We start from the raw sequence: 14,512 nt of genomic DNA on the forward strand, positions 1-14,512 counted from the left end.
AGGCGTGTTCTTCCGCAACATCGTACCTTCGTGGTTCGAGCTTGAGAAACTGATCGCCGACACGTTCGCGCGCCGAACTCATCGACATCCAAACGACCACACCCATTTGTCCGGGCCGGCGGCACACTCCCCGGTCAACCGCGCCCATAAGGTGCGCATGGCGTTCCATCAAGCCCTGTCGATTGCCGCGCAGATGATGCGACAACGCTTTGCCGATCTCGACATCGACGATGTCATGAGCGAACTGCTCGATGTCGTCAGCCAAGCCGCGATGATCATGGTAGCTAGTCTCCTTACCGGTGCCTTGATTGGTGGCGGGGTCGGGGCGCTCGCGGGTGGTATCGGCGCGCTGCCCGGTGCCGTCGCTGGTTCCGCCATCGGGCTCAAGGCCAGCGGCTCGATCCTCGCTGCACTGGGACTCACGGCGGTGGCCGAGTTCTTTGTCAACGGATTGCCAGAGATAGCCGGTTATTACTGGCGCGGCATCAACATCGCCTGGGATTCTCCGCAATCCCTCGACCGATATTGCTGCGGCGATCCAATGGTCGTAGCACGTGCGGCCCGCGAAATCGCCCTCGGCCACGTCGCCATGGTTGCGCTGCTGCTCAGCGCCATCGGCGCCTACCTGACCCGAGGACGTGGCCAGGCTCAAGCGCTCGCAAGCGAGATGCAACAGACCGCCAAGGGCTCGAAGCTTGCTCAGTGGATGCTCAAACACGAAGACGCGTTGAAACGACGTTCGGACTTGCAACATCGTGGTCCGGTGGGCAATGGTCGGATCGACTCAGCGGATGCTCAGAAGCCTCCCTCGGAACGGCAGCGACAAGAACAGCCGCGCGTTAAAAAGCCTTTGGGAATGCCGGAGCACAACGTGCCGTGTTTCAACGCTGGTAACCTACCAACGAAGAAGATTCCGGAGTTTGATCGGCAGTTGGACGGGCAACAAGGTGGTTTGAATGATTTGACGGTAGATGAGTATTTGAGGGGGCGGGCGGCATTCAAGACGGGGGATGTGATAAGGGATCCAAAGGTTGCTACAAAAGCGCGACTGGATCTTTCTGATTTTTTGATCAAGACAACGAGTGCCGAACTGAGTAGTAAAGGGATGCCCCTATGGGAGGCTGAGCAAGCTGCAATAAAGATCACCCAAAAAAAGATGAGCATGCTCGCGGCGCTGCACAACCCAGATTTAGTTGCTGGAGGAAAAGACAAAATCTCGGATTTTGGAGATCGGAATGTCAACTCAAGTATTGGAGCTCAATGGCGCAGACGGATCGACGGACTTGACGAGGCGGCGAAAAAAATCAACGTAAGCCAAAGAGCAGACACCAAAATCAACACCAAATTGACACGCTGCAAATAGAGGTTCGAATGGACGAATATTTTGAATATTTTTTAAGCAAAATGGGACCCGCTATCGAACCGCATAAGATTCCTTCATCAGTCATGGTTCAGTATAAAAACAAGCTGCCAGGACAGCTCTTGGAGCAGTGGGCGAAATATGGCTGGAGCGGCTACGGCGAAGGTGTTTTCTGGACCGTTAACCCTGCTGACTATGAGGACGTTGTTCATGAATGGCTGAAGCAATCTGGGATATCTTCCGCAGATCAATACCATGTCATCGCAAGGGGAGCGTTCGGCGACTTGTACCTATGGCAACAAACTACGGGTACCGTACTGAAAATCGCTCTTGTTTACGCTCGATATCATGAAGATAAAAAAACTGTGTTGGCAAAAGACTTTGATGAGGAAATCAAGGCTTTCTTCGCCTTTACAAGGCGTGAATCCAACGACTTCGACAACCTCTTCGAAGAAGCGGTAAAAAAACTCGGTCGCCTCAGATACGACGAAATGTATGGCTTCGTCCCCGCCATCGCGCTCGGAGGCCCCGTTGAATTGAAGCATTTGCAGAAAGTGAAAATCATCGAGCACCTCGCCTTTCTATCCCAGTTAACCCCCCTCACCGACTGGGGCTTTCCCGACTACGACACGATCATGAAACTGACTGAGTAATGAACTGTTCGGCTGGACCTGACACTCCGCCCGCCTGATTTCATTTTGTAAGAAGAAATTTCAACGCCCCGCCGCGGTCCCTTGGTTATCCCCTCGATTCGCTAAGGACACCGGCAATGAAATTCTCCAAGTTCGCACAGGCGTTGTCGAAATGGACCGGCAGCCCCCGGACCTTTCTCGTTGCCGTGCTGATGATTTGCATGTGGGCCGCGACCGGGCCGTTGTTCCATTACAACGACACCTGGCAGCTGATCATCAATACCTCGACCACCATCATTACCTTTCTGATGGTGTTCCTGATCCAGAACACCCAGAACCGCGACACCGACGAGCTTCACATCAAGATCGATGAATTGCTGCGCGTCACCAAGGATGCGCAGAACGCGGTGTTGAGCCTGGACAATCTGGACCAGAAGGAACTGCGACAACTGCGCAAGAAATATAAAGCGATGGGCGATCAGGAAGAGACGGATCACACCCAGCCGTTCCCGAAATGTGACGCGGATGACGCGAGGGAAACGGCAGGCCAGCTTTCGCTCCCACAGTAGAGTGCAGGCGCCACCGACAGCCGAGCGGCGCCGCTTCTGAACTGTGGGAGCGAATTCATTCGCGAAAGATGTGTCAGACCCAACAGGTGTATTGCGAAATACCTCGGTCTCGACAGGGAGTTCGCCCATGAGCGGATCACGCAGCGCTGCAAAGTCTCAAGTCGTTCTACTGGCGACTCACAAAAAACTGGCCACTCATGAAACCGTTGTCCAGCAAGCGCTCGGCGAACGCATCGCCAAACTGCTCGGCGCCACATTCGTCGGGGCTTACGACCCGGCGCAGCACAAAGATCCTGCGCTCTACTACATCCCGTCCGACACGCTGATTGGCAAAAAAGCAGGCGACGCACTGGGCATTCACAGCGTCGACGACTTCTTTGGCGGCCTGATCGATTACCCGTTCATGGCCACCAAAGCGATCTCTCACCCGCTGCTCGACGATGCGACGGCCAAACCTACGGGTTGGTCGGACCGTTTCTTCGAGGACGCCGCTGACGCCGTGCTCTCAGGCTTCAGCGTCTTCAACGAAGCCGATGCCAGGCGTGCGGGACGGCAGTTGCTCGAAAACGGGCCCGTGCGCATCAAACCCGTGCTGGCGACGGCAGGTCGCGGTCAAGTGGTCGTCACCACGGACGCGGAGCTGGACAAGGCCATCGCCGAACAGGACATGGCCGAGGTCGAAGAATGGGGGCTGGTACTGGAGGAGGACTTGAGCGACGTCATCACCTACAGCGTCGGGCAGGTCCAGGTCGCGGGCATCATGGTGAGCTACCACGGCACCCAGAGCCTGACCCAGGACAACAACGGCGAGACGGTCTACGGCGGCTCACAACTGTGGCTGGTGCGCGGCGACTACGACGAGCTGCTCACCCTCGATCTTGAAGGCGACGTGCGTCGGTCCGTCACCCAGGCCATGCGTTACGAGAAGGCCGCGCTGGCGTGCTTCCCTGACTTCCTCGCGTCGCGCCGCAATTACGACATCGCCCACGGCACCAATGCCCGTGGGCAGGTGTGCTCTGGCGTGCTCGAGCAGTCATGGCGCATCGGCGGTGCCAGCCCTGCCGAAGTCGAGGCGCTGGTGGCGTTCGCTGCCGATCCTCAATTGCAACGGATCTGCGCCTCCAGCCACGAAATCTACGGGCCCACCACCTTGCCCGCCGATGCCCATGTTCTCTACGAAGGCGACGACCCCGAGGTCGGCCTTATCAGTAAATTCACACAGGTCCAGCCTTATGACCGTACGCAGTGAAACCATCGACATCACCGTAAGCGACGATTACATCTCCGGCACCATCCTCACACCGGGCGCGAAAATGCCCGGCATCCTCTTCGTTCACGGTTGGGGCGGCAGCCAGCAGCGCGATCTGGCGCGAGCGAAGAACATCACCGGTCTGGGCTGCGTGTGCCTGACGTTCGACCTTCGGGGCCACGAGCGCACCCATGAAATGCGCGCGTCGGTGTCACGCGAACACAGCATGGAGGACCTGCTGGCGGCGTACGACCGGCTCGCCAGCCATCCGGCCGTGGATAACAACGCCATCGCGGTGATCGGCAGCAGTTACGGCGGTTACCTGGCGACCATTCTCAGCGGCATGCGCCCGGTGCGCTGGCTCGCGCTGCGGGTTCCGGCCCTGTACTGGGACGCTGACTGGGACATGCCGAAACAGGCGCTGGACCGCGACAAGCTGGCGCATTACCGGCGCTCCGCAGTGACAGCCTCGGACAACCGCGCGCTGGCCGCTTGCAAAGACTTCAAGGGCGACGTGCTGCTGGTGGAATCCGAGCAGGACGACTACGTGCCTCATGCCACGTTAATGAGCTATCGCACCGCCTTCGACCTGGCGCATTCGCTGACCTATCGCCTGCTGGACGGGGCCGATCACGGCTTGACCACCGACACCAGCCAGCATGCGTACACGACGCTGCTGACCGACTGGATCAGCGAAATGGTCATCGGCTCGCGCCTTGTGGATTACCCGCATCATTCAGCGGCGTATTCTTAATACCTTCGCGGATGTTTGCTGGCTGTAGCAACTGTCTTCCTCACGCTACATGTACAGCCTCTTCTGGAGGCTTTGATTCTGCCCGAAGGGCGTAGGAGCGCGCTTGGTCTGGGCTTGCGGCACTAACTCATTAGATCCGCATCGTTCGCCGACGCATCCACCCGGCTGTCGAACCCCGGCGTGAGGATGATCTTGCGGCAGTCTTCTTCTTTCTTGTCGAAGATGGCATACCCGTCGGGGGCTTCTTCCAGCGACAGGCGATGGGTGATGATCGCTTCGGGCGCCAGCGCGCCTTCCTCGATCAACGTCAGCAACTGCGGCAGGTAACGATGCACGTGGGTCTGACCCATCTTGAAGGTCAGGCCCTTGTCGAAGGCATCGCCAAACATGAAGCCATGAATGAACCCCGAATACACGCCCGGCACGCTCACCGTCCCGCCGCGACGTACGGCGGCGATGCACTGTCGCAACGCCTTGCCGCTGCTGCCTTCGAGCTTGAGCGTGGCAAGGATCGTTTCCGTGGTACTGCCCTTGGCTTCAAAGCCCACGGCATCGATCACAGCGTCCACGCCACGCATGCCGGCGGTCTGACGGATGATGGTGTCGGCCGGGTCGTCGTCGTCATCGAAGTTGATCGGGATCACGCCATAGGTGAACTGCGCATACGCCAGACGATAAGCATGATGATCGACCATGAAGATCTTCTCGGCACCCAGCATTTTCGCGCAGGCGGCGCTCAATAATCCCACCGGGCCCGCCCCATAAATGGCGACGCTGGAGCCCTTCCCGACCCCGGCATTGAGCACGGCTTGCCAGGCCGTCGGCAGGATGTCGGACAGGAACAGCACCTTTTCGTCCGCCAGTGTGCCGGGCACTTTGAACGGGCCGACGTTGCCTTTCGGCACCCGCACATACTCGGCCTGGCCGCCGGGCACACCGCCGTACAAATGGCTGTAGCCAAAGAGTGCGGCCCCCGGCGGAATGGATTTTTTGTTGAGGATCGCCCCCCGGCCGGTGTTGGTGGTTTCACAGGCTGCAAAGGCATCGATCTGACAGAAAAAACAACTGCCGCAGGCGATGACGAACGGAATGACCACCCGATCGCCCGGTTTGACGGCCGTGACCTGAGGCCCGACTTCCTCAACGACTCCCATGAACTCATGGCCAAAGATATCGCCCTGCTCCGTGGCGGGTATCTTGCCGCGATACAGGTGCAGATCAGAACCGCATATGGCCGTCGCGGTGACCTTCAACAGCACATCGTCGGCTTCTTGAATGATTGGGTCTGCAACGGTCTCGACACGCACATCGTGGGCGCCGTGGTACGTCAATGCACGCATGAACATCTCCTTGTCTTGCAGCCAAAGCCGCCGAGGCAGACGGGTTCTGAAAAGGTATGCAATAAGGATAGGCGCGGGCGCAGTGAAGTTCAGAGCGGTAGATCGCAGGTGACCAGCGGACGCCAACGTCACAGTCCTCTGTGGGAGCGTATTCATTCAAGAAAAATGGCTCGAGCGACCAAGCCGTGTCGGATGCACTGGCGCATCGCGAATGAATCCGCTCCAACAGAGGTTGCGGTCATTGGCGATCAGGCGGGTTCAGGTCATATTGCTGACGACGGCCTCAACCTTCTTACGCTCATCGGGAGTCATCATGAGTTCTTCCCCCTGCGCATCTGCATCGCGGGTGCTGGCGCCATCGGCTGCACCCTGGCGGCCCGCCTCGCACTGACGGGGCGTCCGGTCAACGTGTTTGCTCGCGGTCGTACGCTGGCCGCGCTTCAGCGCAACGGCATACACCTGCAGGATCTCAAAGGTCGCCATCACGTTCAGGTCACTGCCAGCGACAACGCTGAGCACCTTGGCGAACAGGATCTGCTCTTCCTCTGCACCAAAGCGCCTTCACTGAGTGGTCTGCTACCGAACATTGGTCCGCTGATAGGCCCCAATACGGTCGTGGTGCCGGTGATCAACGGCGTGCCCTGGTGGTATTTCCACGGCGAAGGGGGGCGTTTTGACGGCGACCGGGTCGAGACGGTCGACCCGGACGGGCGTATCACTGACACGCTGGACCTGCACAAGGTCATCGGCTGCGTGGTGTTCATCACGGCGCAAAGCTCGGCGCCCGCGGTGGTGAAGACCCACAACCCGTATCGCATTATCTTTGGCGAACTGGACAACCAACTGACGCCGCGTCTCGAAAACCTGCGTGCGTTGATCGAAAGCGCTGGCATCGAGGCTCAGGGCACCGACCGTATTCGCGATCAGCTGTGGACAAAAATCATCGCCAACCTGACCTCGAACCCCGTGTCCGTGGTGACGGGCGCAACACTGGAGCAGATATACGGCCTGCCGGACATGCGCGAGCTGGCGTTGGCGACGTTCAATGAGGCGATGCAGGTTGCCAGCGCTTACGACGCCAAGCTAAGCATGGAGCCGACCACGTTCATGCAGTTCGGCGCCAGCATGGGGCCGGTGCGGACATCCATGCTGCAGGACTTCGACAAAGGGTTGCCGCTGGAGCTGGCGGCGATTGGCGACGCGGTGCTGGAACTGGCGGCCAAGGTGAACATCCCGATGCCCATCACCCGAAGCGTGCTGACACTGGCAAGGTTCTGCGGGGAACATCCGCACCATAAGGAGCATGGACGGCATTGAGGCGAGGACGGCGTCATTCCCACGGGGCCGTGGGACGTGTGAAGGATCAAACATGACGCGAAGCATTGCCGAACACCTGACCCTGTGGGAGCGAATTCATTCGCGATTGTTCGGTGACTCCGACAGATGTCCATCGGATGTACCACCGCATCGCGAATGAATTCGCTCCCACAGTTGTCATCGATTTGCCTTTAGGTAATCGGCGCCGGGTTGAACAAGGTGATGTCGTTGTGCAAACGGTAGTGCTCGGTCCAGGTCTTCTTCTTGCCGCTGGCGACATCGAGATAGAAATGGAACAGCTCCCAACCCAGGTCTTCGATGCTGGCGCGGCCTGTTGCGATACGCCCGGCATCGATGTCGATCAGGTCTGGCCAACGCTGGGCCAGCTCGGTACGGGTCGAGACCTTCACCACCGGTGACATCGCCAGACCGTACGGCGTGCCGCGACCGGTGGTGAACACGTGCAGGTTCATACCGGCCGCCAGCTGCAGCGTGCCACAGACAAAATCACTGGCCGGTGTCGCGCAGAAGATCAGGCCTTTGCGGGTGACGCGCTCACCAGGGCCAAGCACCCCGTTGATCGCGCTGTTGCCGGATTTGACGATCGACCCGAGGGACTTCTCGACAATGTTCGACAACCCGCCCTTCTTGTTACCCGGCGTGGTGTTGGCGCTGCGGTCCGCTTCGCCTTTGGCCAGGTAACGGTCGTACCAGTCCATCTCACGCACCAGCTCTTGCGCAACTTCAGTGGTTTCGGCACGGGAGGTCAGCAAGTAGATCGCATCACGGACTTCGGTCACTTCCGAGAACATCACCGTGGCGCCTGCGCGCAGCAGCAAGTCGGAGGCGTAACCCAGCGCCGGGTTGGCGGTGATGCCGGAAAACGCATCGCTGCCGCCGCACTGCATGCCCAGGATCAGCTCGGACGCCGGCACGGTTTCGCGGCGACGCTGATCGAGCTTTTTCAGGCGCACTTCGGCCAGCTCCATGATCTGTTCGATCATTTCGTTGAAGCCGTGTTTGGAATCCTGCAGGCGGTACATCCATTCATCGCTCAGATCGACCGAAGGGTCGTTCTGGTGCATCACCTGATCGGCCTGCAGTTTTTCGCAGCCCAGACCGATGACCAGTGCCTCGCCCCCCAGGTTCGGGTTGCGCGCCAGGTTACGCACGGTACGGATCGGGATGTAAGCGTCCTTGGCCGTGATCGCCACGCCGCAGCCGTAGGTGTGAGTGATGGCAACGACGTCGTCGACGTTCGGGTATTTGGGCAGCAACTCCTCACGGATGCGCTTGACCGCAAAATCCAGCACGCCGGTGACGCATTGAACCGTGGTGGTGATGCCCAGGATGTTGCGCGTGCCGACAGTGCCGTCGGCGTTGCGGTAACCCTCGAAGGTAAAGCCTTCCAGCGGCTCGCCCTTGCCCGGCACCTCCGTCGACAGCGGCAAGCTGTCCAGCGGCGGCGCGCTCGGCATGCGCAACTGATCTTCCTTGACCCAACTGCCACGGGGAATCGCTTGCAGGGCATAACCAATGGTCTGCCCGTAACGAATCACCGCCCCGCCTTCGGGGATGTCCACCGTATTGACCTTGTGGCTCTGCGGCACGTTATCGAGGGTCACCAGACCATTGTCGAATTCTGTCCCCGCCGGTACGCCCTGGTCATTGACCACGACGACAACGTTATCGCGCTCATGCAAGCGGATGTAACGCGGCGAGTCGGCATGTTGGATCAAGTTCATCACGGTTTTCCTCAGATTTTCGCTTCAGAAAGCTTGCCGGCTTCGCTGGCCGGCAAATCACCCTGCGTTGGGGTGTCTTTCAATTCCACACGTTTGATCTCGCCCACGATAAACACGTAGCTGATCACGGCCACCAGTGCGTTGGCACCGACGAACACCAGCGCCCATTTGAACGAGCCGGTGGAGCTGATGATGTAACCGATGACGATCGGGGTGGTGATCGACGCGATGTTACCGAACATGTTGAACAGACCGCCGCTCAAACCGGCGATTTGTTTTGGCGAAGCGTCGGACATGACCGCCCAGCCCAGTGCGCCCACGCCCTTGCCGAAGAAGGCCAGCGCCATGAAGCCCACGACGACCCATTCGATGTCGACATAGTTACAGGTGACGATGGAGGTCGACAGCAACAGACCGCCGATGATCGGCGCCTTGCGGGCGAACGTCAGCGACTTGCCGCGACGCAGCAGGTAGTCGGAAATGATGCCGCCCAGTACGCCACCGATGAAGCCGCAGATCGCTGGCAGCGAGGCGATGAAACCAGCCTTCAGGATCGTCATGCCACGTTCCTGCACCAGGTACACCGGGAACCAGGTCAGGAAGAAGTAGGTGATGCCGTTGATGCAGTACTGCGCCAGGTAGATGCCCAGCATCATGCGGTTGGTCAGCAGCTGCTTCACGTAGTCCCACTTCGGGCCGCCGCTCTTGCCTTTGCCCTTGTCATTGTCCATATCGACCATGCCGCCGTTGTTGGCGATGTGATCGAGCTCTGCCTTGTTGATGCTTGGGTGGTTGCGCGGGCTGTGGATGACTTTCAGCCAGATCAGCGAGAACACGATGCCGATGCCGCCCATCACCACGAACACATGCTGCCAGCCGAAGGTGTAGACGATCCAGCCCATGATCGGGGCGAACAGAACGGTGGCGAAGTATTGCGCCGAGTTGAAGATCGCCGAGGCCGTGCCGCGCTCGGACGTCGGAAACCAGGCCGCAACGATGCGCGCGTTGCCAGGGAATGAAGGCGCTTCAGCCAGACCGACGAGGAAGCGCAGCATGAACAGCGCAACGATCGCGGTGGAGAGACCGAACTCACCGACATAGCCTTGCAGCACGGTGAACAGCGACCAGGTAAAGATGCTCAGTGCGTAGATCTTCTTCGAACCGAAGCGATCGAGCAGCCAGCCGCCTGGGATCTGACCGGCCACGTAGGCCCAGCCGAAGGCGGAGAAGATATAACCGAGGGTGACGGCGTCAATGCCGAGGCTTTTTTGCAGACTGGAGCCAGCGATGGCGATGGTTGCACGGTCGGCGTAGTTGATCGTGGTCACCAGGAACAGCATGAGCAGGATCAAATAGCGGACGTGTGTCGGCTTGGTTTTTTGCATGTTCGAAAACTCCCACTAATTATTTTTTTGCGCGGGTTAAACGATCTTTTATGTGTGTGCTGCTCGCCTCTGCCCCTAAATCCAGATGCGATTGAAGCGGGTCCTGCCGGTGTAGCCTTTGATGCCTGGGGGACACTCACACGCGGGCAACCTTGCCAGCGCGAATTGCTCGAAACGGAAAGTACCGGGTCGCAGTGGCCTTCGAGAAACAACGCCCCGACGGCAAAAAACCGCAGATCGCTCAGCGGTTTTGCGACAGGTCAGCTGTTATTGCTGGCCCTGCTTGTCCATCAGTGCAGCGAGCATTTCGAACTCTTCCTTGGTCAGGTCGGTCAGCGGAGCGCGGACCGGACCTGCGTCGTAACCGGCGATTTTCGCGCCCGCTTTGACAATGCTCACCGCGTAGCCGGATTTACGGTTACGGATGTCCAGGTAAGGCAGGAAGAAGTCATCGATCAGCTTGCCGACCGTGGCGTGGTCGTCTTTGGCGATCGCGTGGTAGAAGTCCATCGCCAGCTTCGGTACGAAGTTGAACACGGCCGAGGAGTAGACCGGCACGCCCAGCGCCTTGTAGGCAGCGGCGTAGACTTCAGCGGTCGGCAGACCACCCAGGTAGGAGAAACGGTCGCCCATGCGGCGGCGGATGGAAACCATCAGCTCGATGTCGCCCAGGCCGTCTTTGTAGCCGATCAGGTTCGGGCAACGCTCAGCCAGTTGCTCCAGCAGCGCAGGCGTCAGGCGGCAGACGTTACGGTTGTAGACGACAACGCCGATCTTGACCGACTTGCACACTTCTTCAACGTGACGGGCAACGCCGTCCTGGCTGGCTTCAGTCAGGTAGTGAGGCAGCAGCAGCAGGCCTTTGGCACCCAGACGCTCGGCTTCTTGAGCCATCGCGATGGCTTGACGGGTAGGACCACCCACGCCGGCCAGGATAGGCACAGTCTTCTCGCAGGTGTCGACGGCAGTCTTGATGATTTCGGAGTATTCGTCGCCGGTCAGGGAGAAGAACTCACCTGTACCGCCTGCGGCGAACAGTGCAGAGGCGCCGTACGGGGCCAGCCACTCCAGACGTTTGATGTAACCAGCGCGGTGGAAATCGCCCTGGGCATTGAAGTCGGTAACCGGGAAGGACAGCAGACCGTGGGAAAGGATGGACTTCAGTTCTTGTGGATTCATTATTCGAACACCCTGGGAAGCTAATTGTATGAATGGATCACCAGACCTGCGCTGATGTCGTAAGTCATCGTACAACTAGCAATGAGATCACTCAATAGGGGTGTGGAATTATTTCTTGGACGAGGGATGAGTGGTGATTCTGGGAACGCCAGAATGTGACGACAGGTCCCGACTGTAGGAGCACGCTTGCCCGCGATCTGCTGCGCTGCGGCAGTGGAATCAGGCGACGCGGCGTTTCAGATAGATCGGGTGTGCCGGGTCTGCTTCCACTACGCGGCAGATCGCGGGCAAGCGCCCTCCTACAGACAGCCTGAAAGCACGCGAACGCGAAAGATCAAGTCATACGATCTCAAGCCCGCTGAGACTCTGCCTCTTCATGGGCATGACGCAGGCGTTCGCGGCTGTTGGTCAGGTGCAGGCGCATGGCGGCGCGTGCAGCATCGGAATCCTGACGGGCGATGGCGTCGTAGATTTCTTCGTGCTCGCGGCTCAGACGGCTCATGTAATGCTGATGATCGTCGTGCGCCAATCGAGCGGAGTTCAACCGGGTGCGGGGAATGATGCTGGTGCCCAGGTGATTCATGATGTCGGTGAAATAGCGGTTGCCGGTGGACAGCGCAATTGCCATGTGGAACTGGAAGTCCGGGCCGACCGCATCGCTGGCATGGGCGGCGCTTTCATTCAGTGCATCGAGCGCTGCACGCATGTCGGCCAGTTGCTCGGCGGACCTGCGCTGAGCAGCCAGACCGGCAGACTCGACTTCAAGGCTGATGCGCAACTCCAGAATCGCCAGCACATCGCGCAGGGTGACGATCGTCGCCGGATCGATGCGGAAGCCGCTCGGGCTCGGGGTGTCCAGCACGAAGGTGCCGATGCCGTGGCGGGTTTCAACCAGACCGGAAGCCTGAAGGCGTGAAATGGCTTCGCGCACGACCGTGCGGCTGACGCCCTGTTCTTCCATGATCGCGGATTCGGTGGGCAATTTATCGCCGCGCTTCAGCGCTCCGCTGCGAATGCGCTCGGAGAGTTCGGTGACGAGTTCCTGCGCGAGGCTGCGGTGCTTTCTGCGTGCGCGAGGCGGAGCACTCTGATTTTCCATATCCAACATGCATCTCTAAATACGCTGAGGCGCTAATAATAGCTCACCGGGTTGTACGATCACATCACAAACCCGGCGAGTATGTAGGTTTTTGCGGCACTTTGGCGCCGCTGGCATCAAATGGATGCGGTTACACCACCGCTTCCGGATGAGGCTGTTCCTGAAGCTGACCGCCCTCGATGCGCAGATGGCGACGATGGAAGCGCTTGAGGCTGCTGCGGTGGCCGATGCTGAGCAGGGTCACGCCCGGCAGCTCGTCAAGCAGGGCCTGATACAGCGCCGCTTCATCTTCTTCGTCCATGGCTGAGGTGGCTTCGTCGAGGTAGAGCCAGTCCGGCGCATACAGCAACGCTCGGGCGAAGGCCACCCGCTGCTGCTCGCCGGGCGAGAGCATGCGTTGCCAGTGATTGCTTTCATCCAGACGCGGCACCAGGTGACTCAGACGACAGGTTTCCAAGACTTGAGCGAACCGCTCCTCCGGATACACCTCAGGCGCCTGTGGATAACTGAGCGCTTCGCGCAGCGTGCCAATGGGCAGATAGGGTTTCTGCGGCAGGAAGAACGCACGCTTGGCCGGCAGTCGAACAGCGCCGTGCCCCTCGTTCCACAAGCCGCCCATCGCCCGCAGCAACGTGCTTTTGCCGCTGCCGGAACGACCGCTGAGCATGACTTTGTCGCCCGCCGCGATGTCGACATTGGCGTTGTTCAGCAATTGACGCCCGCCCACCAGCGACAGCCCCAGACCTTGCAGGTGCAGCGCATTGCTTTCGTGGGTGACATTGATGGCCGGGACGCGCGCTTCGTTTTCGTCCATGGCCTGACGGAAACTCAGCAGACGATCACAGGTGGCGCGCCACGACGCCAACTGGGTGTACGCGTCGATGAACCAGCTGAAGTTCTCCTGCACATTGCCGAATGCCGAGTTGATCTGCATCAGCTCGCCCAGCTCGATCTTGCCGGCAAAGTAGCGAGGTGCTGCGACCACGAAGGCAAACACGATCGCGATCTGCGAGTAGCCCGCAGTGAAGAACGTCAGACGCTTTTGCACCTTCATGATGGTCCAGAAGTTACTCCAGACCATGCCAAAACGTGCACTCAGTCGCTGGTTTTCGTTCGCCTCGCCCTCGGACAAGGCAATGCTTTCCGCGTTCTCACGCACCCGCACCAGCGCAAAACGCATGTCCGCTTCATAGCGCTGTTGCTGGTTGCTCAGCACGATCAGGCGTTTACCGATCAGATGGGTAAGCCAGCTACCGACCGCCGCGTAAAGCAGCGCGGCCCAAAACATATAGCCGGGAATGGTGATCCCGAACAGCTCAATGCTGCCGGACACGCCCCACAGAATCACCGAGAACGACACCAGGCTGACGACCGTGCGCAGCAAACCGAGGCTCAGGCTCAACGTGTCGGAGGTGAAGTTGTTGAGGTCTTCAGACAAGCGTTGGTCAGGGTTATCGGTGTAGCCGCCCTGCTCCAGCCGGTAGTAGTTCTTGTGCGCAAGCCACTTGGTGAAATGCTTTTCGGTGAGCCAGCGACGCCAGCGAATGGTCAGCATCTGCGTGAGGTACAGCCGGTACACCGCGCCCAGAATGGCAATGGTGGCGATACCGCAGAAGTACAGGATCAGGTGAGTGAATGCGCCCAGGTCTTTATTCTGCAGGGCGTTGTAGAAATCCCGGTACCAACTGTTGACCAGTACCGAAATGAATACGCTGAACAGCGACAGTGCAATCACGGCGATGAGCAGAACCCAGGCCATGCCTTTTTCTTCACTGCGCCAGTACGGCGTGACCAGTTTCCAGACCCGGGAAAAAAAGCTCCCGTTCACAGCGTCATTGACCCTGGATTCATCAATATCAACATTCATGGTGATGGCTCGGCGG

The 14,512-nt window shown here is 59.2% G+C and carries 12 protein-coding genes; 6 read left to right on the plus strand and 6 right to left on the minus strand.

The features are described from left to right. Positions 1-4: 4 nt before the first annotated feature. From AB4N84_RS05475 to AB4N84_RS05495, 5 genes are all read left to right on the plus strand, one after another. The gene (locus AB4N84_RS05475; protein ID WP_460045510.1) at positions 5-1,363 is read left to right on the plus strand and encodes a DUF6861 domain-containing protein; all 1,359 of its coding nucleotides are present in this window, start codon (positions 5-7) and stop codon (positions 1,361-1,363) included. Between the two features lie 8 nt (positions 1,364-1,371). Further along, positions 1,372-2,013 (plus strand): GAD-like domain-containing protein, encoded by a 642-nt coding sequence (locus AB4N84_RS05480; RefSeq protein WP_460045511.1) that lies wholly within the window; start codon positions 1,372-1,374, stop codon positions 2,011-2,013. A 116-nt stretch (positions 2,014-2,129) separates the two neighbouring features. Continuing rightward, on the plus strand, positions 2,130-2,561 hold the full coding sequence (locus tag AB4N84_RS05485; protein WP_460045513.1) for a low affinity iron permease family protein: 432 nt from the start codon (positions 2,130-2,132) through the stop codon (positions 2,559-2,561). A 127-nt stretch (positions 2,562-2,688) separates the two neighbouring features. Continuing rightward, positions 2,689-3,810: a DUF3182 family protein gene (locus AB4N84_RS05490; RefSeq protein WP_460045514.1), complete on the plus strand. Its 1,122-nt coding sequence runs from the start codon at positions 2,689-2,691 to the stop codon at positions 3,808-3,810. Further along, complete coding sequence (locus tag AB4N84_RS05495; RefSeq protein ID WP_074756027.1) at positions 3,794-4,564, plus strand: alpha/beta hydrolase family protein; 771 nt, start codon at positions 3,794-3,796, stop codon at positions 4,562-4,564. Before AB4N84_RS05490 ends, AB4N84_RS05495 begins: the two co-directional genes overlap by 17 nt. Positions 4,565-4,686: 122 nt before the next feature. Here the strand turns inward: AB4N84_RS05495 and AB4N84_RS05500 are convergent, their stop codons facing one another. After that, complete coding sequence (locus AB4N84_RS05500; RefSeq protein WP_460045515.1) at positions 4,687-5,904, minus strand: zinc-dependent alcohol dehydrogenase; 1,218 nt, start codon at positions 5,902-5,904, stop codon at positions 4,687-4,689. A gap of 192 nt (positions 5,905-6,096) precedes the next feature. Between AB4N84_RS05500 and AB4N84_RS05505 the strand changes: the two genes are divergently transcribed. Beyond that, positions 6,097-7,221, plus strand: coding sequence for a ketopantoate reductase family protein (locus AB4N84_RS05505; RefSeq protein ID WP_460045516.1), 1,125 nt, complete (start codon positions 6,097-6,099; stop codon positions 7,219-7,221). A 191-nt stretch (positions 7,222-7,412) separates the two neighbouring features. On the opposite strand, the gene garD is transcribed toward AB4N84_RS05505, so the two are convergent. From garD to AB4N84_RS05530, 5 genes are all read right to left on the minus strand, one after another. Next, a complete protein-coding gene (garD, locus tag AB4N84_RS05510) occupies positions 7,413-8,966 on the minus strand; it encodes a galactarate dehydratase (protein WP_460045517.1) in 1,554 nt (517 codons plus the stop codon). A gap of 11 nt (positions 8,967-8,977) precedes the next feature. Next, on the minus strand, positions 8,978-10,351 hold the full coding sequence (locus AB4N84_RS05515) for an MFS transporter (protein WP_074756033.1): 1,374 nt from the start codon (positions 10,349-10,351) through the stop codon (positions 8,978-8,980). A gap of 267 nt (positions 10,352-10,618) precedes the next feature. Further along, positions 10,619-11,530: a 5-dehydro-4-deoxyglucarate dehydratase gene (gene kdgD / locus AB4N84_RS05520; RefSeq protein ID WP_460045518.1), complete on the minus strand. Its 912-nt coding sequence runs from the start codon at positions 11,528-11,530 to the stop codon at positions 10,619-10,621. Positions 11,531-11,879: 349 nt separating this feature from the next. Beyond that, positions 11,880-12,629 carry a FadR/GntR family transcriptional regulator gene (locus tag AB4N84_RS05525; RefSeq protein ID WP_460046943.1) on the minus strand — a complete coding sequence of 250 codons (750 nt, stop codon included), beginning with the start codon at positions 12,627-12,629 and terminating at the stop codon, positions 11,880-11,882. A gap of 130 nt (positions 12,630-12,759) precedes the next feature. Beyond that, the gene (locus AB4N84_RS05530; RefSeq protein ID WP_460045519.1) at positions 12,760-14,496 is read right to left on the minus strand and encodes an ABC transporter ATP-binding protein/permease; all 1,737 of its coding nucleotides are present in this window, start codon (positions 14,494-14,496) and stop codon (positions 12,760-12,762) included. Positions 14,497-14,512: the final 16 nt, after the last annotated feature.

This window comes from Pseudomonas sp. S2_H01 (assembly GCF_054668305.1).

Bases quoted from the DNA above. Each gene is read 5' to 3' on its own strand.
- AB4N84_RS05505 (WP_460045516.1), top strand. From the start codon at position 6,097: ATGCACTGGCGCATCGCGAATGAATCCGCTCCAACAGAGGTTGCGGTC.
- AB4N84_RS05525 (WP_460046943.1), bottom strand. From the start codon at position 12,629: ATGGAAAATCAGAGTGCTCCGCCTCGCGCACGCAGAAAGCACCGCAGC.
- AB4N84_RS05485 (WP_460045513.1), top strand. From the start codon at position 2,130: ATGAAATTCTCCAAGTTCGCACAGGCGTTGTCGAAATGGACCGGCAGC.
- garD (WP_460045517.1), bottom strand. From the start codon at position 8,966: ATGAACTTGATCCAACATGCCGACTCGCCGCGTTACATCCGCTTGCAT.
- kdgD (WP_460045518.1), bottom strand. From the start codon at position 11,530: ATGAATCCACAAGAACTGAAGTCCATCCTTTCCCACGGTCTGCTGTCC.
- AB4N84_RS05480 (WP_460045511.1), top strand. From the start codon at position 1,372: ATGGACGAATATTTTGAATATTTTTTAAGCAAAATGGGACCCGCTATC.
- AB4N84_RS05495 (WP_074756027.1), top strand. From the start codon at position 3,794: ATGACCGTACGCAGTGAAACCATCGACATCACCGTAAGCGACGATTAC.
- AB4N84_RS05515 (WP_074756033.1), bottom strand. From the start codon at position 10,351: ATGCAAAAAACCAAGCCGACACACGTCCGCTATTTGATCCTGCTCATG.
- AB4N84_RS05530 (WP_460045519.1), bottom strand. From the start codon at position 14,496: ATGAATGTTGATATTGATGAATCCAGGGTCAATGACGCTGTGAACGGG.
- AB4N84_RS05490 (WP_460045514.1), top strand. From the start codon at position 2,689: ATGAGCGGATCACGCAGCGCTGCAAAGTCTCAAGTCGTTCTACTGGCG.
- AB4N84_RS05500 (WP_460045515.1), bottom strand. From the start codon at position 5,904: ATGCGTGCATTGACGTACCACGGCGCCCACGATGTGCGTGTCGAGACC.